The following is a 23,243-nucleotide window of genomic DNA, read 5'->3' on the forward strand; positions in this document are numbered from 1 at the left end:
TTACTAGAAATATATGGCGTTCTGCTAAAACGTGTTCATTCCTTTTTTTTAATAAAACAAGCCCCTTTTTGAGAAGGAGGCTTGTTTATTTGGTTATCTGCTTGCAGCTCCATATGAATCAATGCGGCCATGTTCAAAGTAATAGCCGGTTCCACTGATAGCATCGGCAGATTGTTCGATGTCCTGACGGATTTGCCAGTTATTCTTACCCTGCGCTGCAAGTAGTCCGGCAAGACCGGCCACGTGCGGGGAAGCCATCGAAGTACCAGACATGTACGCATAGCCGCCTGGAACGGTGGAAGCGATATCTACACCGGGAGCTGTTACATCCACCCATGTTCCATAGTTGGAGAAAGAAGCTTTACGGTCATATTGATCGACAGCGCCTACTGCGATGACATTAGCGTAAGAAGCTGGCTCGAAAGTAGTGGATACTCCATCGTTACCAGCAGCTGCAATAATGACAGAACCACTGTTCCAGGCGTAATCCACCGCATTTTCCAATGTAGCAGTATCGCAATTACAGCCAAGTGAAAGGTTGATTACCTCTGCCCCCTGTTCGGCGGAGTAGCGGATTGCATCGGCAATATTAGCCAGTGATCCGCTTCCATTAGCATCAAGGGCACGAACGGCAAGAATTTTAGTATATGGAGCCATACCAGCGACACCGGTTGAATTATTGGTCTCTGCAGCGGCTGTTCCTGCTACGTGGGTCCCATGGTCATTCTCATCCATTGGGTAATAATCGTTATCAACAAAGTCATATCCGCGAATTGTTTTTCCATCTAAATCAGGGTGGGTATAGTCCACACCAGAATCAACGACAGCAATTTCCTGGCTGCTGCTTCCCCGGGTTATGTTCCATGCCTGTTCGGTATAAGTATTTTGCGGTCCGTACTGGTAACCACTATAGTAATAGTCATTTGGCGTCCAGCTTACATTGAACTTGTAGTTAGGCTCCGCGTATTCAACATTAGGATTATTGCTTAATGCTTTTGCTACAGCTTCTACATTTCCAACCTCTAATACATCAAATTCGGATTCAACGGCATCCACATCCGGCTTTATTTTTGCATTCATATTCTGTAGGACCTTACTTTTCTCTGATTTCTTCACATTGTCTTTGAATTTGACGATGACCTCTCCTTTTACGTAGTCAGCAGTGCTTTTTTCTACCTGTTTAATCGGTGAGGCATCCGATTCTGACAAATCAGCCTGGGGAGCTGCTTCTCCTGCGGCAGGCAAAACGACAAGGGACAGTGCTATTGATAAAGACAAACTAGCAACCTTCTTAAATTTCATTCTATTTCCTCCTTTGTTTGGGTTACTATACAGATTCAGGAGTGGGATGATAGAATCCTGCCGAATTTTGTTGAGAAAAATTCGTACTTTGAAGGCTCTGATTAGCTATTTTTTTGCTATATTTTCGCAATATTTAGAAGTTTAAAATAAATTACTGGGCATTTATGCTCATAAACATAAGTCTACCTTCTGATTCTTTCTGGTGATGGATACGGTAAAATTGAAATAATAGTAAATTAGACAAGTTTCTCATTAAAAGGAGAATCGGAGGGGTAGCGTGCAATTAACAGATAAATATCGAAAAATCGATTATGGCAAGCTTATTTATCTGGAGCGGATAAGAAAACGGATGACCCAGACTCAGCTTTCACACGGGATATGTTCCGTTCCGTATTTAAGTAAATTGGAAAATCAGCGGATCCATGAACCAAATCAAGAAACTATTTCTCTCCTCCTTGAAAAATTAGCAATAGATTATAACTCCCAGACCTCCCTGGTATCAGAAACCTTAGCTGACATGGAGCAGTGGTACAGTTCGATCACAAGTAAGAATAAGCAGGCGATCGAAGCTATCTATCACAAGTTAGAAGAGCTGCCACTGAGCCGTTACCCTGACCTGAACATTTGGTTTAGACTGTTATCGATTCGTTACTTTGTCTATAAAAAAGATAGGAAAATTGCTGAAAAGATTAAACATGATCTGGCCAAAACATTAAATAAATTTGATTCCTATCAAAAGTTTTATTACCTTTACTTCTCTGGTTTGATTGACTGTCTGAATAAAGAATACACAGAAGGACTCTGTAAGCTTCATAAAGCAGAAGAAACCGCCACTGAGCAGTCCGTTCAAGAGGCCGAACTGCTTTACCATCTGGCATTGACATATAGCCATATCAGCAATTCCTCACTGGCCATCTATTATAGTCAGTCAGCGAAACGTTTTTTTGATCAAAGCATGAATATCCATCGGGGGCTTGATTGCCAGGTTATTTTGGGGATAAATTTTTTGCGGATAAAAAGGTATGCCAATGCGGAGCAGGTTTTCAAGGATATACTGAGAATCAGCCAGTCGATCAATGACCCTAAACTTCCAGGGAAAACCTATCATAACCTGGGTTTCTTATATGAGGAAAAAGACGATTTAAAGACAGCGCTTAGTTACTACCAAAAGGCGCTGAATTTGAAAGAAGTTTATCGTGACAGCTACTTCAGCACAGTGCTTCGAATCATCCATGTGCATCAAAAGCTAGGAGATGTGGAAGCGGCTTTAGATTGGATTGATCAGGTGAGTGAAATGGGAAAGCCAGAGGAGAACGACATCATGATACAAATCAAATTGAAAAGACTTGAATTGCTAGGTGAAGATGCTGCTTATTACGAATATATCAAAGACACAGCTCTTCCGTATTTTATGAAAATCAATAACAAAAAAAGTGTGAAGGTATATGCCCAGAAAGCAGCATTGTACTATGAAGATAATTTTCATTATAAGAAAGCGAATCATTATTATAAATTGATATTAAATCAAGGAGGTGAAATCAGTTGAAAACAGGATTAATGAAAATTTTGTTATTATTGTTTGTCAGTACAGCAGCAGTTTATGGTTTGCCTGGGGTAGAGGATACTGAGCATGCCTCTGTAAACCCGAACTTCTCTGATGAAGATCATCCAGAGTATTGATACTTAGTTGTCAGGAGGGGTTCTATGCCTGGTTAAGGCAAGCCTCTTCCTGACAAATTCTGATAGGTATACATACGAAAACCCTGGCCTATTTGCCAGGGTTATTGTGTGTCAATCTTTAGGTACCACATTTTCGATAGTAGACCAGTCAAATGTGCCGGCGCGAATTTTTTCACGGCGTTCTTGCGTTATGATATCAGGTGGACGCCCTCCTTTTGGCCAGTCATTTTCATGATCTTCCCAGATCGGACGGTCATGGGAGAGAACATAGGCAGCTAAGTCTGCTGCTTCCTGATCGGTTAATGTATTTTCATCGCCTTTAGGCATATTTGTCTGGATATAACCAGCAGCTTTACTGAGACGTCCCATGCCAGCCCCGTCATTGAAAGAGCCATCTCCCCAAAGTGGCGGTCCTGCATTAGCGGTTCTTCCTGCACCATCTGCACCGTGACAAGTGATACAGCCTTTTGTTTCGTACAATTCTTCGCCGCGGGCGACGTCAGGTTCTGGAACTTTGTCCATATTAGGTTTTTGCATTTTTTCTAATTTTTCTCCCTGTGCTGCTCCTTTTGACAGGTAAGTCATGTAAGCAACCATCGCACGCATTTCGCGGCTATCATGTTCTAATGGCACTCCGTTCATGCTTCGCTGCATACAGCCATTGACACGATCTTCTAAAGTGAAAATGGTGTCAGAACGAGGACGATAAACAGGAAACTGAGATGCTACTCCGATAAAGGAATTCGTATTGGATACACCACCATTCGCATGGCAGCTTGTACAGGAAAGTTCGTTTCCGACTTCATCCGCAAGCATGGTGTTGGTATTGTACATTAGTTTTTGTCCATACATGATTTCTTTGGTTGCAGGGTCATCCGGATCCAGTTCTGCTAATTTATTTTCATAATTTTGCGGGGTATCGAACTGGGACTCTTCACTTGAGCAGGCTGCAAATGCTGCGATTATTAAAAACAAAGCAAATATCAGCCATTTGTTCTTCCACATGCAACTGCCTCCTAACTTTCTCATATTGTTGAATACAATTGGAATGATGTCAGTGATATTGATTAAAAAACATGTCATTATTACCAGACAAAAAAGTCGTTATGGAGAAGAACTCCAACATGTCATTGGAGTTTCTTCTTCTTTTTAATCCGCTGGGACTACATTTTCAATTTCAGTCCAATCAAATTCACCTTTTCGGATTTGTTCGCGTCGATCCTGTGTAATAATATCCGTAGGGCGACCGCCTTTTGGCCAGTCATTTTCATGTCCTTCCCAAATAGGTCTCTCATGGGAGAGGATGTAAGCGGCAAGGTCAGCAGCTTCCTGATCGGTCAAATTCTTTCCATCGCCAGGTGGCATATTCCGTTTTAAATAACCTGACATTTTTGATAAGCGTGTCATACCGGCGCCATCATTGAATGAATTTTTCCCCCATAAAGCTGGTCCTGAAGTTGCTCCTGTCCCTGATCCATCCTGAGCATGACAGGACATGCAATTCTTCTCGGAATAGAGTTCCTCACCCCTTGCTATATCAGGCTCTGGAATTTTTTCCATATTATTCTGCATCCGCCATGGGAGGTCTGCGTCGTAATCAATGCCTTCTGATATGTAAGTAAGGTAGGCAACCATACCACGCAATTCATCACTCCTGCGATCAAGTTTTTCCCCATCCATACTACGAACCATACACCCGTTGATGCGGTCGGATAACGTGAACATTACCCCTTCGCGAGGGCGGTATTGTGGGAACTGTGTAGCTACTCCGACCATAGAGGAGCCTTTTCCAAGCCCGCCATCAGCATGGCAGCTGGCGCAGGAGAGCTCATTGCCCACTTCCTCGGATAACACGGTGTTCGTTTCGTTAAAGACTTTTTCCCCAAGCTTAATATATTCAGTCATTGGGTCATCGGGATCTAAATCGTCCGTGGAAGGAGGGTCATACTTTGGTTCTTCTGGTGTTCGTTCGTAGGGAAATTCTTTTGTGACAATTTCATTGTTGGAACATGCTGTAATAGTAGCTATGAGTAATAGCAGCATCCATAAAAACCATTTGTTTTTCACCATTTTTAACCTCCTGGTCTCTGGTTGTTAAGGTAGTGTTGACATAATTGTAATAAATTTTTGGAGGTAATATATAGGAAATGAGATTTCTACACATAATCTTCATAATATTTCGCCTTATCTGATAATTAAATGCGGATGTATGTTATACATCCGCGGTCATACTGATGTATAGCTGCTGGTAGGCTTTCGCTTCTTCTGTCATCCCTTTTTCACTATATATTTTAGCTAACCATTTTATTGGTGTAGGATCATTTTCCTTCAATTCCATTTCCCAGCTGAAGCATTCTAAGGCTCCGTCCAAATAGCGGAAATGGTAATATAATTCGCCCAGCTGGTCTTGATTGTCTAAATCATTGGTCAGGGATTTGATTTGTTTCGCTTTTTGAATGGCGGGACGTGCTTCTGGGGTACCTTCCAATGGTTTTAACCATTCGATAACCCCGTTTATTCCTGTGTCAATCATCAAAATTTCAATACATTCGTAAAGGATGTTATTAGCACGCTCAGGATGTGTGTGGAATAGTGGCAGCATAAATTTATTTAAATGATTGATATTGGACTGGTTTATTGGGCTGTAATTCTCTAAAAGGTGCATCATTTTATTTTCTTGATTTGCTGAAAGTACTAATGAATGTTTGTGAAGAAGTGCCATAACTTTTTCAATACTATCTGATTGTAAGTATAGAGAAAGCATGTCTTGCAATAAGGGTTTGAACTCTGGAATTTGTGCGTATAGATACTCTAATGAGGAACGTATTCCCGAATTATGGAAATGTGATTCACACTGCTGTTTGAAAGCAGTATAGACCTCTTTGTTTGGCGAAGAGATTAGATGATTAGTTGAGAGAGCGATTTGGTCTATCCATCGGCCTTGTGATTCTAGTAAGGCGAAAAGTTCATGAAAGACATCGCTTTCGCTATGTTGAGAAAATAAAATTTTTTCATAGAACAAGGGGTCCTTAACGCGTAAGGTTTCATCACAGGTATCGTAAAGGTTTCGGTAGGGATTAGCTGCTACTTCATGCTTTACTTTTCGTACCCATTCATTTTCAGGCATCTGTTCGGAAAGCAGCTGGATGATGCGGTGACCGGCAAACATTTTTCCGTCTCGTCTATGCTGATAATATAGCGATTGAATATAGCTGAAAAGTTTATCTTTCTCGATAAAGGAATCGAAGTACGTAGCAATCAGGGCAAGTTCCTGGGGAGTATACGTTTTTTTTAGCGATTTGAATAGCTGTTGGAAACTTTGTCTTTTTATATGCTTTTCCGGGGGAATTAACGCACGTATGAGAGGGTGGTGGGGAGCAATAAGAATACCTTTTTCAAAAGCCTTGTTGACGTGGCTGTCAGGGCTTAGACCTTCGTCTTTCACTACATTAAGAAACCGGTTTTTATAAAAAAGGAGATAATAGATATTATGTTCCGGGTCAGTAGCTTTTAAAACTTTGCTTTGAATATACACAGCCAGCTGTTCTGCTTTTAGTGGTACAGAGCTATTATTGGTTTTTAATGAAAGGGTGATCGGTTCCATGGTATCCCTCCTAGATTTACCTTGACTATAACAAATATGGCAATGATTTTCACGTTAAAAAGAGAACCCTGGATGGGTTCTCTCTAATCACGATTATTTGAATTGTTCCGGAAAGCTGGTTAAATCGATGCCCCACACAAGCGGCATCACGAAATAAATAAAGAGCGCAATGATAAATATCGCTACTATATTAAGAAAGAAACCGGCTTTGGCCATATCCGGAATTCTTAGATATCCCGAGCCAAATACAACGGCGTTTGGTGGGGTGGCGACTGGCAGCATAAAAGCACAGGATGCTGCAAGGCCTGCCCCGATCATCAAGCTGTACGGGTGAACATTGATTGCTGCTGCAAGAGAGGCCATAATTGGGAACATCATGGTTCCTGTAGCAGTATTAGACGTAATTTCGGTTAAGAAGATGACAAGGCCAATGACGGCAAGCAAAATTATGAAGAAATTCACATTTGCAAGTACTGTCAACTGTTCCCCGAACCATTCGGCTAAACCTGACTCTTTGAAACCGGCAGCAATAGCAAGACCGCCGCCGAACAGTAACAGGATGCCCCAAGGCAATTGTTTAGCCGTATCCCAGTCGATCAAGGCTTCTCCGCGGTAACGCTTCGATGGGATCACAAAGAGAATCAAGGAAGCCGAGATAGCTATAATGGCGTCATTGATGCCAGGGATGAATTCACTTAATAAAAATGAGCGGGTGATCCAGGCGAGAGCAGCCAGGGTGAATACCGTCATAACTGCCTTTTCTTCAGAAACCATTTTACCCAGAGCAGTCTGTTCATCACGGATGACTTTTTGACCGCCGGGAAGCTGATCCAACTTCATTTTATAAGCGACTTTAACTAAATAAAACCAGGCGATAATTAAAAATACGGCGGAAATCGGCACACCGAAAAGCATCCAGCGGGCAAAAGATATTTCGACTCCATATAACTCTGAGACAATACCGGCAAAGATGGTGTTCGGGGGAGTACCGATTAATGTTCCAAGACCACCGATGGAAGCGGAATAGGCAATCCCAAGCATCAAGGCCTTTCCGAAATTGAAATTTTCCGGGCTGGTATCAATGGAATCATCATCCTTCAATAAATCTGATACCTGATAAATGATCGCAAGTCCGATTGGCACCATCATCATAGCTGTGGCGGTATTAGAAATCCACATCGATAAAGCACCGGTAGCTACCATAAATCCTAAAATGATTTTTTCTGTGCTGGTTCCTATCACAGAAATGATCCACAGCGCTATCCGTTTATGTAAGTTCCAGCGCTGCATGGCCAATGCAATGATAAACCCACCCATAAACAGGAAGATTGTGTCTGAACCATAAGAGGAAGCTGTCGCGTCTATATCCAGTCCGCCAGTCAATGGGAATAAAACAATCGGCAATAGGGATGTTGCAGGAATAGGTATGGCTTCGGTGATCCACCAGGCAGCAATCCAAAGGGTGGAGGCTAAGATAGCCACTCCCTCTTGAGAAAGTGATTCTGGGTTTACAAATAATAATGTCAGTAAAAATAAGAGCGGCCCCAGCCACAAGCCGATTTTTTGCCTGGCATCGAAGCCTGAAGGCGGTTGATCATCTTCTTTTTTGTGACGGGTACTTTCTGCTGATTCTGTGTCCCACTTCGTGTTTCCGCTTACAGAAAAACGGAGCAGGTCTTTCGCTTCATGGTGCATATTCCACATCCGTTTCCATATAGTGGAAGCGCCACTCATCAAGTTCATTTTTGTACCTCCTTTAAAGCAGTATCATTGGTATTTACCACCATAACATAATTTAATAACTTATTATTCGATTACACATAAAATTTCGACAATTTTATGTGTAATCGAATAATTCGCTTCTATAAAATAGTAAAATTATATCGGGTGATCATTGGTTATTTCCTCAAATTATAAAACTTTTAGCACATAGAAAAGCAGGCCGTCGAGTCGGCATTGACGGCCTGCTTTTATTTCGGCTGGGTTCATATAAAATACTTCTGAACGGGCTGTATCAACCGACAGCACCTGTCCCCTTTGGGGATTTATTTAGTATTTAGTCGAACACCCATACCAGCAAAGCGTTTGGGCTTTTGGTCAATAAAGCTTTCCCTGGCGATATAACACAGTCGAGAGCTTTGTTACAGAGTGGATATAGCAGTTTTGCCGCAATGGAAAAGGATCTTTGAAGAATTGCGGTAAAATGGTATCTAATGTTTCCTGCATTTTATCATATAATTTATCATAGATCTGATCTTCCGTATCAAACTGTGTTTCTCTTCCTTGCATCCATTCAAAATATGAAACAATTACGCCGCCTGCGTTAGCCAGAATATCAGGCACAATAAGCACACCTCGATCACTCAAATATTGATCGGCGTCTTCCGTTACTGGAGCATTAGCGCCTTCCACAATCAAGCGGGCTTTTATATTTTCCATATTTCCAGTGTGGACTTGGTCTTCCAGGGCAGCCAGGAATAAGGCATCGACTTCTATTTCTAATAAATCGTCCCTGTTAAGAACTGTTGCCTTAATTTCATGTTCTGCTAACGTTTCGTCATCGACTGGCAGGTCGCCTTTATGTTTTTTACCATATTTGATGAGAGCCGGGATATCGAGACCCTCTGAGTTATATAAGGTGACATTACGATCACTGACAGCAACCACTTTATTTTGCAGATAATTGCATTGATATGCCTGAAGCGCTGCCACTGATCCAACATTTCCAAACCCTTGAATCGCGATAGACAATGGACGGTCATAGTGCTCCATGGCAGTTCTGGCAAATCTGTTATCACTATCTTTCATCCATGGGTGATTCTCTTTGATAAAGTTATGCATCATATAACGAAACGTAAAATATACCCCTTTTCCAGTAGCAGCTCTTCTGCCAAGAGAGCCACCATTAATCACACTTTTCCCCGTGAAACTCCCCCGGTAGGGCTGACCTGGATGAATCGTTTTATACTCAGCCATCATCCAATCCATCTCCCTTGCGCCAGTGCCTACATCGGGAGCAGGGATATCTTTTTCTGTTCCTAAAATATCACTGAAATACTGGACATATTTTTTACAAATCAAGTTCAGTTCCTTGTCTGTATATTCTCTGGGATTGATGATGACCCCGCCTTTGGCTCCTCCAAATGGCACCTCGTGAAGCGCGTTTTTTAAAGTCATCAATTTGGCCAGGTTAGAAACTTCATCTTCATTGACAGATTCATGGAATCGGATGCCGCCTTTATAAGGGCCTAACGTTTTATTATGCTGGACCCGAAAAGCGGGGACACGGACTACTGTGCCATTTTCTAAAGCAATCCTCAGAAAGGATTTGTTGACATGATTGGGGGTTGAAAGGATGGAGACTAATGACTTGAACGCCTGCTGTCTTGACTCATCCCGCAGGTCCGGTAAAAACGAGTCGTCTTCTGCTAAGGCGTTCAAAGATGATTCAATAATGTCTTCTGTTTTCTTTTCCATAAAAGATACCCTCCTGCAGAAAGAATATATACATGCTATATTTATTCCTTCCCCTTTATTACATATTAGTAATCATAAAGTTACATTTGCGTAACGGTTGGAGGGGATATTGATATAAGATCCCATTAAAAAACGGCCCTAAGGCCGTCTTTTATGAGTTATTCGGTTTCAATAGGTGCGTCCTCGCTGGTTGGATTTTTTTGTAATACCTTAAGGCCCTGTCCCATATCAGAAGCAAGCACATAATTGCGATCTACATAAACACCCCAAATGTTAGAGTGGCTCGGAATGTAAGCTCCTACCTCCACAGGATTTGCAGGGTCGGTAATATCAACTGCACGTACACCTCCAGAGTAGTGGGACAAGTAAAGGGTATTTCCTCTCACTTTCGGGTCATGAACCGTCGCGCCCCCTGGAATAGTTTCCGTAAAGTCTGTTTTAAATGAGCTTAGAAGCTTCGGGTTTGTTTTATCATTGATATCATAAATCATGGTATACCCGTAAGCGGACTCGAAGCCATCACGGACTGGCCCGAATACTTCCCTGGTTTCAATAAGAATATTCCCGCCTTTAGCGAGGGTGGAAGAGTGAGCTGCTCCCTGAACGTTCGGTGCAAAGTCGGTCCGTCCTAAATAAACAGGGCTTTCCGGATTTCGAATATCAAGGATTATGGTCCCCAGATCCCAATAGGAAAGGTAAGCAGTATCACCATTATTATCAGTCATGACACTATGAGCGAAGGAGGCTCTCTTGACCCCGTCTTCGTCTGTCCAATTATATCCATCATAGTTCTCATCACTAACCTCATCGATGTAATCCCTGGGATTGAATTGATAGATAGACTCAGGAGCGGATGGGTTGCTGACATCAACCAGGTGTACGTCCATCTTTTCTCCGTGGGAATAATAATCCGCATAGTTATTTGCTGTCAGCACGTAAGGTTTTCCGTCTTGAACAAACAGGTATAATTCATGTGTGCCCCGTGAACCCGAGGTATCTTCCCAAAAGCCCAGTTTCACTGGATTCTCAGGGTTGGTGACATCGTATAATAAAAATCCCCCTGTCGCATCAGATGATCTGTCCAGCTTCTGTACACTTACAGCAGCCAGGTCACCTTTGAAACTTGGTGTATTGACGGATTTTACGATCACTTTCTCCTGCCAGGTTCCCTCGTGGTGAGCGAAGGAAGAAACTTCTTTGGGGTTGGCAGGGTCCTTCATATCGAATACACGGACACCGCCTTCGCCGCCATTGGCTGCGTGGGTGCCAAGGTAAGCATACCCTTTGTGGCTATAGACATCAGCGGTAGTATTGGACACACCTTCTTTTACTTCCTGCAATTCTACAGCCGCTACTTCTTTCCAGTGATCCATATTTTTAGTGCCTTCTAATAAAGGTACTGATAATTCTTCACCAGCCAGATTTTCACCTTTTTCACCGCTGCCGCCTAATTCATCATGTGCGAGGGCAGTGGCTGGAACCAAAGAAAAGGTGAGTGCACCAGCTAATGTTATATTTAATAATCTTTTCTTTTTCAAAATGGAAACCTCCCAATTGTTTTTATCTCCATTCCCGGGTTGGAGGACTTTTCCAGATTCAGTATAGCTTAGCTGGTTATAATTAACAATAAATTATGAATTTTCAGTAAAATTATCCTGCATAAATAAGCAGATGTTCCTAACATTATTAAATAGAGAGTAGTCAGTATACAGGGGAGGTGTTTAGCCGGGGGTTAAAGTGGAAAACTGAACGTAGCAAGCATCAAAATATAAGAATAGGTGAGGAATGTGATGATTCGATTTGGTTATGTCGCCCACGCATTGAATTTATGGGATGCTTCTCCGCAAAAGACAATGACATTTACCCGGTGGAAGCAGCTGGAGGAGAAGGAGCGAGTTGACAAGCTACATGAAATAACGAGAAAAAACCTGCATCACACTTTGCGCGCACTACACTATAATGTTGCTCATGAAATTAAACTATACCGCTTTTCTTCTTCCATCGTTCCACTGGCTACACATGAAGACGTACCATGGGATTACATATCCCCATTCACTGATCTTTACCAGGAAATAGGGGAATTTGTGAAGAAGTATGAAATTCGGACAAGCTTTCATCCGAACCAGTTCACCCTGTTTACAAGTGATAAACCTCATGTGACCAGGAACGCAGTCAGGGACATGGAATATCATTATGCGATCGCCGAAGCAATGGGACTCGAAGAAGAGCTGCTCATCAACATCCATGTAGGCGGTGCTTATGGCAATAAAATAGAAGCTGTCCAGAGGTTCCATGAGAACCTACGCCAGCTTTCGGATAATATCAAAAAACAAATGACGTTAGAAAATGATGACAAAACTTATACAGCGAGTGAAACGTTGGCTATTTGTGAAGAAGAACGAATACCGATGATGTTCGATTATCACCATTACGTTGCGAACCGGGAAGAGGAGGAAAGCATGGATGACATTCTTCCGCGATTTATGGATACATGGGAAGATAGGGTGCACCAGCCTAAACTCCATGTCTCTTCACCAAAGTCAGAAAAAGCATTCCGCAGTCATGCTGATTATGTAAGTTTAGATTTTTTACAGCCATTGATTGATAAATTGAAGGAGATTGATCAATCGGTTGATTTTATGGTCGAAGCAAAAGCAAAAGATCGCGCATTATTGCAATTAGTGGAAGACATGGCCTCTCAACGTGGTGTAAAACGAGTAGGCGGAGCGACTCTTGAACTTTGAGAACGGTTAACTTATTCCCGATTGTTCACCTCGAATGCGGTGCGGATCCCAGATTCAACAGCACCTTCCATCCATCCATGGAAGGATGAGGTATGTTCTCCTGCAAAATGGAGCCTTTGTTCAGGCAAAGGGATGATTTTGCCATAATTCATTTCCTGATTAGGGGTATACAACGTAAAGCACCCTCCTGAAAAAGGGTTCTGACTCCAGTTGAACGTTACTCCCTGGATGAATTCTGTATATACTTGATTGCCATATATTTTCGCCAGGTTTTCCAAAGTAAGACGTATGTGTTCCTCTTTCGGCTGACTGTTCCATAACATTGCATTATTCCCCCAGCTATAGCTGGCCAGCATAACGGCTGGGCCGGTGCCGCCGATATTATTACTGGGAATATAGGTGAACCGTGTGGGACTATCAGAAATGACGTTGCCAAGCTGGTCTTTTTCCCAAAACCGGCTCTTGAATTCAATGCCTATTTTTACGGCCGGTACATTGGTCAATTCTTTGATAGCTGACCATTTTTCAAAAGAGATGGAATCATAAGGCTCAACGTCAATGTATTGAAATACTGTGAATGGAAGCGAAGTAATAGCGAAGTCCCCGCGATATTTTCTTTGTTGCCCTGTCACTCGGTCCTTTGTTACAAAATCAATCCCGTCTGCACGTTGAATGATTTTTGTTACTTGCTGATTGCAAATAATGTTTCCACTAAGCTGTGGTAAAAAGGCCAGAGGAAGCTTGTCATTTCCGCCGGTTATTTGATAAAAGCTGGTCTCTTCATTGAAGATAGGGAAGATGATATCTGTCAAAATATCGATAAAAGCGAATTCCGGAAAACCTTCTATCCCTAACAGGACACTGATTTTTCTAATGGCATTGGCAGACATCGATTGCCCGATCGGGTTGTTCTTCAGGAAATCACCCATCGAATAACGTGCGAATTTTTGTTTTAACTGTTCCTGCTGCTCTGGAGTGCTGAGGTTATATAATTCAATGAAAGGTTCCACAGCAGATAGAAATAGTTCTGTTGCTGTTTTCCCCTTTTCCCAATCCTCTACTGGGTAGTTTAAAATGTCAGGGTTTTGTTCATACCTCTCACGGGTGGTCATAATCCCATTGGCAAATAGAATATCCCTCGGGGTCGTATTGATGAATTTATTTACGGGCAGTCCGAATCGGCGTATATATTCGAACACCAGGACATGGCTATCAGGTATACGCATGGCTCCCAGTTCCAGGTAGTTCCCTTGATGAAAAGGTTGTCGTATGGTAAAAACTCTTCCACCGATGCGGTTGTTTGCTTCTAGAATAGTGACGTCATGCCCGGCTTGTTTTAATAATGATGCCGCAGTCAAACCGGCCAGTCCTGCTCCTGCTATCAATATTTTTTTAGGCTGAGAAGCAGGGGTAAGTCCTTTTCTTAAAATAGTCAGCATATCTTGCGGATAAGTAAACTCATCATATGTATGGAACACGTTATTATAATTCAAATAATGACACCTCCCCGGTCTTATACATATGCTTCCCTCATCTGGAATATGTGGGGAAGGAAGTCTGACCGGAGATTCAGGTCATTGCAGTGGCTTAACGTAATAAGGACGAGTAAGGGTTACTCGTCCAACAGTTTACTATCTGTTCAATAATTTTTGAATTTCTTCTTCGATACTTTCGGGTTTCGTCTTAGGAGCATACCGATTGATGACCGTTCCGTTCTGGTTGACCAGAAATTTAGTGAAATTCCATTTGACCTGGTCCGAAATCATACCAGGTGCTTCTTTTACCAGATGTTGAAATAACGGATGGGCATCTTTGCCTTTTACATCCACTTTACTGAACATTGGAAAGCTTACGCCATAATTTACTTTACAAAATTCTTGGATATCCTGTTCGGTGCCTGGTTCCTGATTCATAAACTGGTTGCTTGGAAATCCTAATACTTCAAAGCCCTGGTCTTTATAAGCATCATATAACTCCTCCAAGCCTTCATACTGAGGAGTGAACCCGCATTTACTTGCGGTGTTGACAATAAGCAATACCTTCCCCTCATAATCGGCTAACTTCTTATCTTCTCCGGTGATTGTCTTTGCGGAAAAATCATGGACATTACTCATTAAACCGCCTCCCTTTAAATCAAAAGCTAGCAGTAAGCATCAGACAAGTCAAAAGATAATGCTTCCTAAACAAGAAAAGCCAGCGTAAGCCTCCCTCAGAGACAAACGCTGGCTGACATTTTTAATTTTATTTAGCTGCAGAACAGGTATGGTTGTCAAGAGTGACGGTAACTCCTCTTCCCGCTGGCTGTAGGAGTTCAACAGCTCCATCAGGAAAGTGAGGAGCTAACCTGCGCATCACTGACTTTCCTTTTCGGGGAGGGGTAAAGCATAGCAGAATCGGACCTGCACCGCTGATAGCAACCCCATAGATAGGCAATGATTCTTTCAATTGCATAATCTTTTTCCATTCTGTTATCGCCTGGACACGGTAGGGTTGATGGAAAAGGTCTTCGGTCATCATTTTTCCGGCCAGTTCCCAATCATTCTGCAATAGGGCAGCTGTCAGGACATTGCTGATACTGCTTGCTTCGACTGCTTGATGATAGGGGAAACTTTCTGGCAAAAGCCCTCGTGAATCATCTGTTTTCATCTCATAATCCGGAATGACAGCAACAATATCGACGTCCGGATGCCCGCCTAAAACAATATGAGTATCATTTTCCTGGTGGCAGCCGATAACCAGACCTCCGTACAGGGAAGCTGCTACGTTATCAGGATGACCTTCATAAAGGCTGGCATGCCGTGCTTTTTCCTTTAAAGAGAGTTCAAGTTCCAACAGTTGATCAGCCAGCTCTATTCCAGCCACAATAGCAGCAGCACTGCTGCCGAAACCTTTAGACATCGGGAAGTCGCTGGTCAATTGGACAGCCACAGGAGGAAGAGAAGTCTCTCCATGCGCCTCAGCGACAGCCGCTGCCACTTGGTAAATCAGGTTTTCCTTTCCGGTAGGAAGACCGGCTAAGTTTTCGGACTTGGCCTCAAACAACCATTGGTCATTCGGGATCACATATAATGTTAAATAACGATTGACAGCAAGCCCGATAGAATCAAATCCGGGTCCTAAATTGGCAGTACTTGCAGGGACTCTTATCGAGAACATCCCGCCCGCCTTCATGATTTGACACGACCTAAGATATGATCGAAAACCACTTCTTCTTCATTCGGCAGCACTACAGGCTTCAGGGTGGAGTTTTCTATCGCACAGTCGGGATCTTTCAGTCCATTTCCAGTCAGGACTGCGACTACTTTTGAGCCTTTTTTTATGTGTCCATTTTCAATATCTTTCTTTATACCTGCGATCGAAGCACAAGAAGCGGGTTCGGCAAAAACGCCTTCGGATTGTGCGAGCAAATGATAGGCTTCGAGGATTTCCTCGTCCGTTACCGCATCGATTTTACCGTTGGATTCATTGGACGCTGCAATAGCTTTATCCCAGCTGGCAGGATTGCCGATCCGGATAGCAGTCGCGAGGGTTTCCGGGTTCTCAACGACTTCGTTTCTCACAATTGCTGCTGAGCCTTCTGCTTCAAAGCCATGCATACCTGGAAGGCCTGTATGATTACGTTCATTGTATTCCTGGAATCCTTTCCAGTATGCTGTTATATTGCCTGCATTTCCGACTGGAATCGCCAGTACGTCGGGAGCAGTGCCTAGTTGTTCGCATACTTCAAAGGCAGCTGTTTTCTGGCCTTCAATCCGGTAAGGATTCACAGAGTTGACGAGCGTGATTGGTGCTTCTTCGCTTAAGTTCCGTACCATTTGCATTGCGTTATCAAAGTTTCCTTTGATGGCATATATTTCAGCCCCATACATGACTGCCTGCGCCATTTTCCCCATAGCGATTTTTCCGTCTGGAATGACCACGATACAACGCATGTTAGCTCTTGCAGCGTACGCTGCGGCAGCCGCCGATGTATTACCGGTCGAAGCGCACATGACTGCTTCACTGCCTTCTTCCTTTGCTTTTGCTACTGCCATCACCATCCCGCGGTCTTTAAAGGAACCTGTTGGATTCAGGCCTTCATACTTGACGTGGAGGTCCACGCCGAGTTGTTCGGATAAATTATCTAATACGATTAATGGGGTATTACCTTCCCATAAAGATAATTTAGGTGTTTGGTCATTGACTGGTAAATATTCTTTGTATTGATGGAGCAGACCTTTCCAGTTCATCAGCTTTCATCTCCTTCGACGCGGTAACTGCTTTTGATTTCAGAAACAACATCCAAATCATGCAGTTGTTGTAAAATGGCCTGATAGTTTTTCTTGGATACGGTATGGGTTGTCATCACGATATCTGCCACACCTTCTTCTTTTGCAGGCTGCTGTAAGATTTTTTCTAAGCTTACGCCATAACTGGAAAACAAGGCAGTTAATGCTGAAAAAGTACCTGGCTGGTCCTTCGCATGCAGACGTAAGAAGTATTTTGCTTCAATTTCATCATCGTCTTTTAAGCTTTTTTCGAACTGCGGTAAAACAGCGCTGTTGCCAGTTACGCCTAGGCGGATATTTTTCATTACCTCTACAAGGTCTGAAACGACAGCAGTGGCAGTCGGCAGTTTACCGGCCCCAGGTCCGTAGAACATCGTTTCACCGACAGCTTCGCCATACACATAAACAGCATTGAATTCATCATTAACAGCGGCGAGCGGGTGAGTTTCCGGAAATAGTGCCGGTTGAACACTAACTTCGACTTTATCCCCGGTTCGGTCAGCTATCCCGATTAGCTTCATCGTATAGCCAAGCTGTTTACTATATTCGAGATCCTCTTTTGAAACCTGGGAGATGCCGGCAATCGACACATCATTCAAATCGAGATGCATGGAGAAACCGAGCGTTCCAAGAATTGCGATCTTTCTGGCGGCATCAATTCCTTCCACATCCGCAGTAGGATCAGCCTCTGCATATCCCAATTCCTGTGCTTCTTTCAGTACGTCATCATAAGCGGCGCCATCCTGAGTCATTTTAGTCAGGATGTAATTAGTTGTTCCGTTAAGGATCCCCATCATCTTAGTAATCCGGTCAGAAGAGAGCCCTTCCACCAGGCTGCGCAGGATGGGGATACCACCAGCGACAGAAGCTTCATAAAATAAATCACAGCGGTTCTCAGAGGCCACTTCCAATAATTCGCTGCCGTGAACGGCCATCAAATCTTTGTTGGCGGTAACCACATGTTTTTTATTTTGGAGGGCTTGGACAATGTAGTCTTTCGTCCCCTCGACCCCGCCCATTACTTCGATGATGACGTCCAGTTCCGGATCGTTGAGTACATCATCGGCATTGGCTGTCAATTTTGCTCCGTTCAGAACAACATCGCGCTTTTTCTCCAGGTTGTTGACCAGAATGTGTTTTACTTCCACATTACAGCCGACCTGGTGTTTCAGTTTATCCTGGTGTTGTTCAATAATATGCACGACACCGCTTCCTACGGTACCTAACCCGAGCAGGCCTATGGAGATTGTTTGTGTCATGTCCTTCATCCTCCTTTTTGTATTTATAGAAAGTACATTCGTTTACGTATAAAGGACATTATAGTGATGAAGCAGGGGTTTTACAACCCTTTTTCTGAAAAATTTACAAAAAGGAATATATCACTTGGGATAGGATATATTTCCATTTGGTTAAAAGGGTTTAACTTATACATATATAAGGGAACCTATTAGTAGAAAGTGACATGTTAAGAAAGGATGAAGATGAATGATCCGTACAATTTTGATGATTATTGGTGCAATTGTAGTGATCGGTGCAATTTTATCTATGATTTAATAAAAAAAAGCGAATGAGAGCAGGAGCCAGGCGAACAGCCCGGCTCCTGCTTTTTTTATGTTGTGAGATGATCTTTCAGTTAAGCTCCCTTTTCCTGAAGACTCAGTTTCGAGATTTCAGGTAGCGATTATGGCGGCTGGGAAAACGGATCGCTTTCCGTGGGCATGTGGTGAGCTTCCTCAGGCTTCGCCTTGCGGGATCTCACCGATTATGTTCATCCCACAGGACTTTGAATTTTCACCCTGACTTAACCCACGCACGAAGGAAATGCATAGCATTTTCGAGGAGTCTCCCCGTTTTCCCAACCACCATACGATTGTAAGAATCTCGAAACGCCTATCAAGAATAGTTTGCTTTTGGCCAGAAAGAACATTCAAATTAGCATTGTGTTAGCATTTTTTTCACAAAAGGGGTGGACTTCCCAAGCACGATTTCGAGCATCCTGTATGGCAAAGGGCGTGGGGGAAGGGTGAGACTCCCGCGGGAGAAGGATCTAGGCGAGATCCCACAGGGCGATAGCCCGAGGAAGCTCGCCAGGTCCCCCGCAGGAAAGCGAATCCTTCCCCAACGACCTAAACTCCTTCCAACATCTCGAAATCGAGTCTTCCATAATCCGGCCCTATTATTGAATAAGTCTCTTATGAAAAATCAAACCGTTTTGGGCTTGAAAAATAAATAGGGGGATTTCCCCGAGAGGATGGGGAGTTTCCCCGATTACGGAAATCCCCGCCGCTTCCTATAATTAAATTAACAAGTTAAAGGGATCACACTCCCACATAAAAAGTTATCAAGAAGGGGATTTGAAAATGGCTGAAACAGTGTTAAGAAAACCAATGAAAGCGACACACTCCATTAATAATGCATTTGCTTCGAAGTTTGCTAAGTCCATGTTTCTTACCGTCAGCGGCATCATCGTGCTGATGTTCATCGGAACAAGGATGTTTACACATGTCGATTTAAATTTATACGGATATATGGTGGGTACCTTCGTATTCATCGCTGGATTCTTCTACCGGTTCATAGCGTGGGGAGAAAGACCGCCAACCAAAATCATTATCAAAAAAGGAATCAAGCTGTTGTTCCGTAAGTCAACGCCAAAAACTTCCGTCAACCACCTTGGTACGTACGAATTCATCTGGAATAGGGGAATCTACCGATGGACCCAGCACTTGCTGATTGGCTGGGGTGTCATTCTTTCCTGCCTGGTTACCTTTCCGCTCGTTTTCGGCTGGATGTATTTCACGATGGAGGAAAACGGCTATTATACCATCGTTGCGATGGGGATGGACCTGATGACCGTGCCAGCTGATGGCGTTATCGCTTTTCTTTCTTATAATGCTTTGAATATCACAGCAATAATGGTAATAATCGGTGTCTCTATGGCTCTGTATCGACGTTTGAAAAATATGCAGGCCAGGGCAGAGCAAAAATTCATATATGATTTTCTTCCACTCTACTTATTGCTGTTCATTAGTATCACCGGCTTGATTTTGACTTTCATGAACGTATTTTTACATGGAGCAGGACATTACGCGATGTCACTCATACACCAGTATTCAGTCATTGTGACATTGATTTATCTGCCATTCGGGAAACTTGCTCATATTCCATTCCGTCCGCTAAGTGTTTTTGCAAGAAACTATCGGGAACATTACGGCGAACAATCCATGAAAGAATGTAAGGTTTGTGGGGATGAATTCGTATCAACCGAGCAGTCACAGGATGTTGTCAATGTCCTGGGGACCAATGAAATAGATTTCACGATGGAGCAGGACGGATTCAATTTAGCTGAATTGTGTCTCCCATGCCGCCGTAAGTACCGCATCGCCAGATTTTCAGGATTTCCGACCCATGAGGTGAAAACCAAGGAGGCCAACCAAAATGCAAAGGGATAAATTTTTTAAAGAGATAGAGAATGTTAAACACCCGAACGAAAAACTAATCAAGACACACTGCAGCTATTGCGGGATGCAATGCGGGATGAACTTACGGGTGAACACAGCTACAAATAAGATCATTGGTGTGGAGCCTCGCTACGATTGGCCGGTAACGGTCGGGAAGATGTGTCCGAAAGGGGTTACTGCCTATCAGCAGACAAATCATGATGACCGCATTCTTCGCCCATTGATTCGTGATGATGCTTCCTTGAAAGGGACAAAAGAAGGATTCCGGGAAGCAAGCTGGGAGGAAGCCTACGATCTGATTGCTGAGAAATTCGGTGAACTTCAGGAAAATTACGGAAAAGACAGCTTGTCGGTATTCAGCGGAGTTTCCATGACCAATGAAAAATGCTATTTAACCGGAAAGTTCGCCCGTGTCGCTTTAGGTACCCGCTACATCGATTACAATGGACGCTTCTGTATGTCCAGTGCAGCTGGCGGATTTCTTCGGTCTTTCGGTGTCGACCGTGGTTCCACACTTCCCTGGACGGATATTCATGAAACTGATTGTTTGTTCATTGCCGGCAGTAATACAGCAGAGTGCCATCCGACTTCCATGTTCCGTATTTGGAACGTACAGGAACGCGGCGGTTATATCATCGTGGTTGATCCGCGTGAAACCCCGATCGCAAGGAGAGCAGACCTGCATCTTGATCTGAAACCAGGCACAGACTTGGCTTTAGCGAACGGGATTGTTCATTTACTAATTGAAAAAGGGTATGCCGATGAAGAATTCGTAAACCAGCATACGAACGGTTTTGAAGAAACAAAAGAACTGGTAAAACAGTTCACGCCGGAATATACGAGTTATTTGACTGGTGTAGCACCAGAAAAGATTGAAAGAGCAGCAGAGATTTATGGAAAAGCCCCAAATGCCATTGTCATGTTTGCGCGAGGTATCGAACAGCAGCATAAAGGTGTAGACAACGTTTCTGGATACACCAACATGGCGCTTGTAACTGGCAAAATCGGTCGCCCGAAGTCAGGCGTAGCTACCTTCACAGGCCAGGGTAATGGTCAGGGTGGAAGAGAGCACGGGCAGAAATCCGACTTGCTGCCAGGATACCGGAAGCTTACCAACCCGCAGCACGTACAAGAGGTCTGTAACGTATGGGGCATTACTCCGGAAGAAATGCCGAAACCAGGTGTTTCCGCTTATGAAATGTTCGAATTGATGGATCAGAAAGAAATTCGAGGTCTCTATCTGCTATGTTCCAACCCTGCTGTATCGGCACCGAATCTGAATTTTGTCAGGAGTGCTCTGAAAAAGCTCGACTTCATGGTCTGTGCTGACTTTTACTTATCAGAATCCGCGGAATTTGCCGATGTAATCTTGCCTTCCGTTACATGGTCAGAGGACGAAGGAACAGTAACGAATATCGAAGGACGGGTTATTAAAATCAATAAAGCCCAGGAACCATTAGGGGAATCGAAGCCAGACTGGCAGATGCAAGTGGAACTGGCGGAACGTCTTGGCAAGGGGAAAAACTTTGCACACCTGAAGACAGCAAAAGATGTTGCTGAAGAATTTCGATTAGCGTCCAAAGGAGGAAGCGCTGATTACTACGGTGCTACCTGGGATAAGATCGAAAAGCAGGATGGCGTATTCTGGCCGTGTAAAGATGAAAAAGACGAAGGAACGCCACATATGTTTCTGGATAAGAAATTTTATCATCCGGATGGGAAAGCTCAAATCTGCGCCTTACCTTATCGTCCGCCGGCAGAAGAACCATGCGAGGAATATCCGCTTCGTTTAACGACCGGACGTGTCGTCTACCATTACTTATCCGGAAACCAGACAAGAAGAATCAAGTTTTTAAAAGACATGTGTCCTGAGCCTTACGTAGAGGTGCATCCGGATACAGCAGCAATATACGACATGGAACATGATGAAAGAATTCGGCTTTATACCCGGAGAGGGGAAGCCGTCTATAAAGTGAAAGTGACAGAAGCCATCCGAAAAGATACTGTATTTGTTCCTTATCATTTCGGTCATGAAGAATCTATTAACCTGTTAACGATCCCGGCGCTGGATCCGAAGTCCAGAATGCCGGAATTCAAGGCCTGTGCAGCACAAATGCAAAAACTCGATTCTAAGAAGGTGCTTTAAATGAAGAAACGGTTATATATCGAATTAGAAAACTGTATCGGATGCCGTTCCTGCCTTGCCGCATGTACCCAATGCGGCGGGCACGAACAACGGAATAGGAACTATGTCTACGATGTCAATCCTCACGTGAACCGGCAGACGATGCCGCTGATGTGCCTGCATTGTGAAAACCCGGCTTGCGCTAGAAGCTGCCCGGCTCAGGCGATTCAAATCCACGAAACAGGGGCTGTCCTCTCTGCTTTGGTAGAGAAATGTATCGGCTGTCAAAACTGTACGATTGCCTGCCCTTATGGCATTCCAAAGTTTGACGAGGAAGAAAACCTGATGTACAAATGTGATCTTTGTATCGACCGGACGAAAGATGGAATTCCGCCTATGTGCGCAAGCGTCTGTCCTTCCAATACATTGCAGTGGCTGACAGAAGAAGAGATTGAGCAAAAACAGCGCCGTCATGACCTTGATAATGATAAATGGGTGACCAGCATGCCATATCTGGAAGGTGCGACCAATGTCAAAGTGAATCTTCCAGGAATCTTGCAAGGAACAGAAAAACTCTTTTAAGGA

Annotated in this window: 18 protein-coding genes; 6 read left to right on the top strand and 12 right to left on the bottom strand. The window is 43.5% G+C overall.

The genetic code is table 11. The features are described 5' to 3' along the window. Positions 1 to 93: 93 nt before the first annotated feature. Complete coding sequence (locus P855_RS0119085; RefSeq protein WP_028785045.1) at positions 94 to 1,302, bottom strand: S8 family peptidase; 1,209 nt, start codon at positions 1,300 to 1,302, stop codon at positions 94 to 96. Between the two features lie 277 nt (positions 1,303 to 1,579). Here P855_RS0119085 and P855_RS0119090 point away from each other — a divergent pair, with 277 nt between their 5' ends. Together P855_RS0119090 and P855_RS22320 are read left to right on the top strand one after the other, a co-directional pair. Beyond that, positions 1,580 to 2,848 carry a tetratricopeptide repeat protein gene (locus P855_RS0119090; protein ID WP_028785046.1) on the top strand — a complete coding sequence of 423 codons (1,269 nt, stop codon included), beginning with the start codon at positions 1,580 to 1,582 and terminating at the stop codon, positions 2,846 to 2,848. Further along, positions 2,845 to 2,982: a hypothetical protein gene (locus P855_RS22320; RefSeq protein ID WP_161628837.1), complete on the top strand. Its 138-nt coding sequence runs from the start codon at positions 2,845 to 2,847 to the stop codon at positions 2,980 to 2,982. Before P855_RS0119090 ends, P855_RS22320 begins: the two co-directional genes overlap by 4 nt. 111 nt (positions 2,983 to 3,093) lie before the next feature. Here the strand turns inward: P855_RS22320 and P855_RS21390 are convergent, their stop codons facing one another. From P855_RS21390 to P855_RS0119125, 6 genes are all read right to left on the bottom strand, one after another. Next, positions 3,094 to 3,987 carry a c-type cytochrome gene (locus tag P855_RS21390; protein WP_051353335.1) on the bottom strand — a complete coding sequence of 298 codons (894 nt, stop codon included), beginning with the start codon at positions 3,985 to 3,987 and terminating at the stop codon, positions 3,094 to 3,096. Between the two features lie 144 nt (positions 3,988 to 4,131). Continuing rightward, positions 4,132 to 5,052: a c-type cytochrome gene (locus P855_RS21395; RefSeq protein ID WP_037986635.1), complete on the bottom strand. Its 921-nt coding sequence runs from the start codon at positions 5,050 to 5,052 to the stop codon at positions 4,132 to 4,134. Between the two features lie 142 nt (positions 5,053 to 5,194). Next, positions 5,195 to 6,586, bottom strand: coding sequence for a tetratricopeptide repeat protein (locus P855_RS0119110; RefSeq protein ID WP_028785047.1), 1,392 nt, complete (start codon positions 6,584 to 6,586; stop codon positions 5,195 to 5,197). Positions 6,587 to 6,679: 93 nt separating this feature from the next. Beyond that, on the bottom strand, positions 6,680 to 8,329 hold the full coding sequence (locus P855_RS0119115; RefSeq protein WP_235062686.1) for an SLC13 family permease: 1,650 nt from the start codon (positions 8,327 to 8,329) through the stop codon (positions 6,680 to 6,682). A 354-nt stretch (positions 8,330 to 8,683) separates the two neighbouring features. Next, positions 8,684 to 10,063: a Glu/Leu/Phe/Val family dehydrogenase gene (locus P855_RS0119120; protein WP_028785049.1), complete on the bottom strand. Its 1,380-nt coding sequence runs from the start codon at positions 10,061 to 10,063 to the stop codon at positions 8,684 to 8,686. A 158-nt stretch (positions 10,064 to 10,221) separates the two neighbouring features. Beyond that, on the bottom strand, positions 10,222 to 11,601 hold the full coding sequence (locus P855_RS0119125; RefSeq protein ID WP_028785050.1) for an LVIVD repeat-containing protein: 1,380 nt from the start codon (positions 11,599 to 11,601) through the stop codon (positions 10,222 to 10,224). Positions 11,602 to 11,850: 249 nt separating this feature from the next. Between P855_RS0119125 and uvsE the strand changes: the two genes are divergently transcribed. Continuing rightward, positions 11,851 to 12,807: a UV DNA damage repair endonuclease UvsE gene (gene uvsE, locus P855_RS0119130; protein WP_028785051.1), complete on the top strand. Its 957-nt coding sequence runs from the start codon at positions 11,851 to 11,853 to the stop codon at positions 12,805 to 12,807. A gap of 11 nt (positions 12,808 to 12,818) precedes the next feature. Here uvsE and P855_RS0119135 read toward each other — a convergent pair whose 3' ends face one another. The 5 genes from P855_RS0119135 to P855_RS0119155 form a co-directional block, all read right to left on the bottom strand. Next, positions 12,819 to 14,300: a flavin monoamine oxidase family protein gene (locus tag P855_RS0119135; RefSeq protein WP_235062687.1), complete on the bottom strand. Its 1,482-nt coding sequence runs from the start codon at positions 14,298 to 14,300 to the stop codon at positions 12,819 to 12,821. Positions 14,301 to 14,438: 138 nt separating this feature from the next. Beyond that, positions 14,439 to 14,921, bottom strand: coding sequence for a glutathione peroxidase (locus P855_RS0119140; RefSeq protein WP_028785053.1), 483 nt, complete (start codon positions 14,919 to 14,921; stop codon positions 14,439 to 14,441). Positions 14,922 to 15,048: 127 nt separating this feature from the next. Further along, positions 15,049 to 15,963 carry a homoserine kinase gene (gene thrB, locus P855_RS0119145; protein ID WP_235062688.1) on the bottom strand — a complete coding sequence of 305 codons (915 nt, stop codon included), beginning with the start codon at positions 15,961 to 15,963 and terminating at the stop codon, positions 15,049 to 15,051. A gap of 11 nt (positions 15,964 to 15,974) precedes the next feature. Next, complete coding sequence (gene thrC / locus P855_RS0119150) at positions 15,975 to 17,036, bottom strand: threonine synthase (protein ID WP_028785055.1); 1,062 nt, start codon at positions 17,034 to 17,036, stop codon at positions 15,975 to 15,977. Continuing rightward, positions 17,036 to 18,334 (bottom strand): homoserine dehydrogenase, encoded by a 1,299-nt coding sequence (locus tag P855_RS0119155; RefSeq protein WP_028785056.1) that lies wholly within the window; start codon positions 18,332 to 18,334, stop codon positions 17,036 to 17,038. Before P855_RS0119155 ends, thrC begins: the two co-directional genes overlap by 1 nt. 1,146 nt (positions 18,335 to 19,480) lie before the next feature. On the opposite strand from P855_RS0119155, the gene P855_RS0119160 reads away from it, so the two are divergent. The 3 genes from P855_RS0119160 to P855_RS0119170 are packed head-to-tail and all read left to right on the top strand — an operon-like array spanning position 19,481 to position 23,240. After that, positions 19,481 to 20,524, top strand: coding sequence for a membrane protein (locus tag P855_RS0119160; RefSeq protein WP_028785057.1), 1,044 nt, complete (start codon positions 19,481 to 19,483; stop codon positions 20,522 to 20,524). After that, on the top strand, positions 20,511 to 22,679 hold the full coding sequence (locus P855_RS0119165; RefSeq protein WP_028785058.1) for a molybdopterin oxidoreductase family protein: 2,169 nt from the start codon (positions 20,511 to 20,513) through the stop codon (positions 22,677 to 22,679). Before P855_RS0119160 ends, P855_RS0119165 begins: the two co-directional genes overlap by 14 nt. Beyond that, positions 22,680 to 23,240, top strand: a complete 561-nt coding sequence (locus tag P855_RS0119170; protein ID WP_028785059.1) for a 4Fe-4S dicluster domain-containing protein — start codon at positions 22,680 to 22,682, stop codon at positions 23,238 to 23,240. The last annotated feature ends 3 nt before the right edge of the window (positions 23,241 to 23,243 follow it).

Origin of the sequence: Thalassobacillus devorans MSP14, assembly GCF_000496835.1 — a bacterium.
Classification (GTDB): domain Bacteria; phylum Bacillota; class Bacilli; order Bacillales; family Halobacillaceae; genus Thalassobacillus; species Thalassobacillus devorans_B.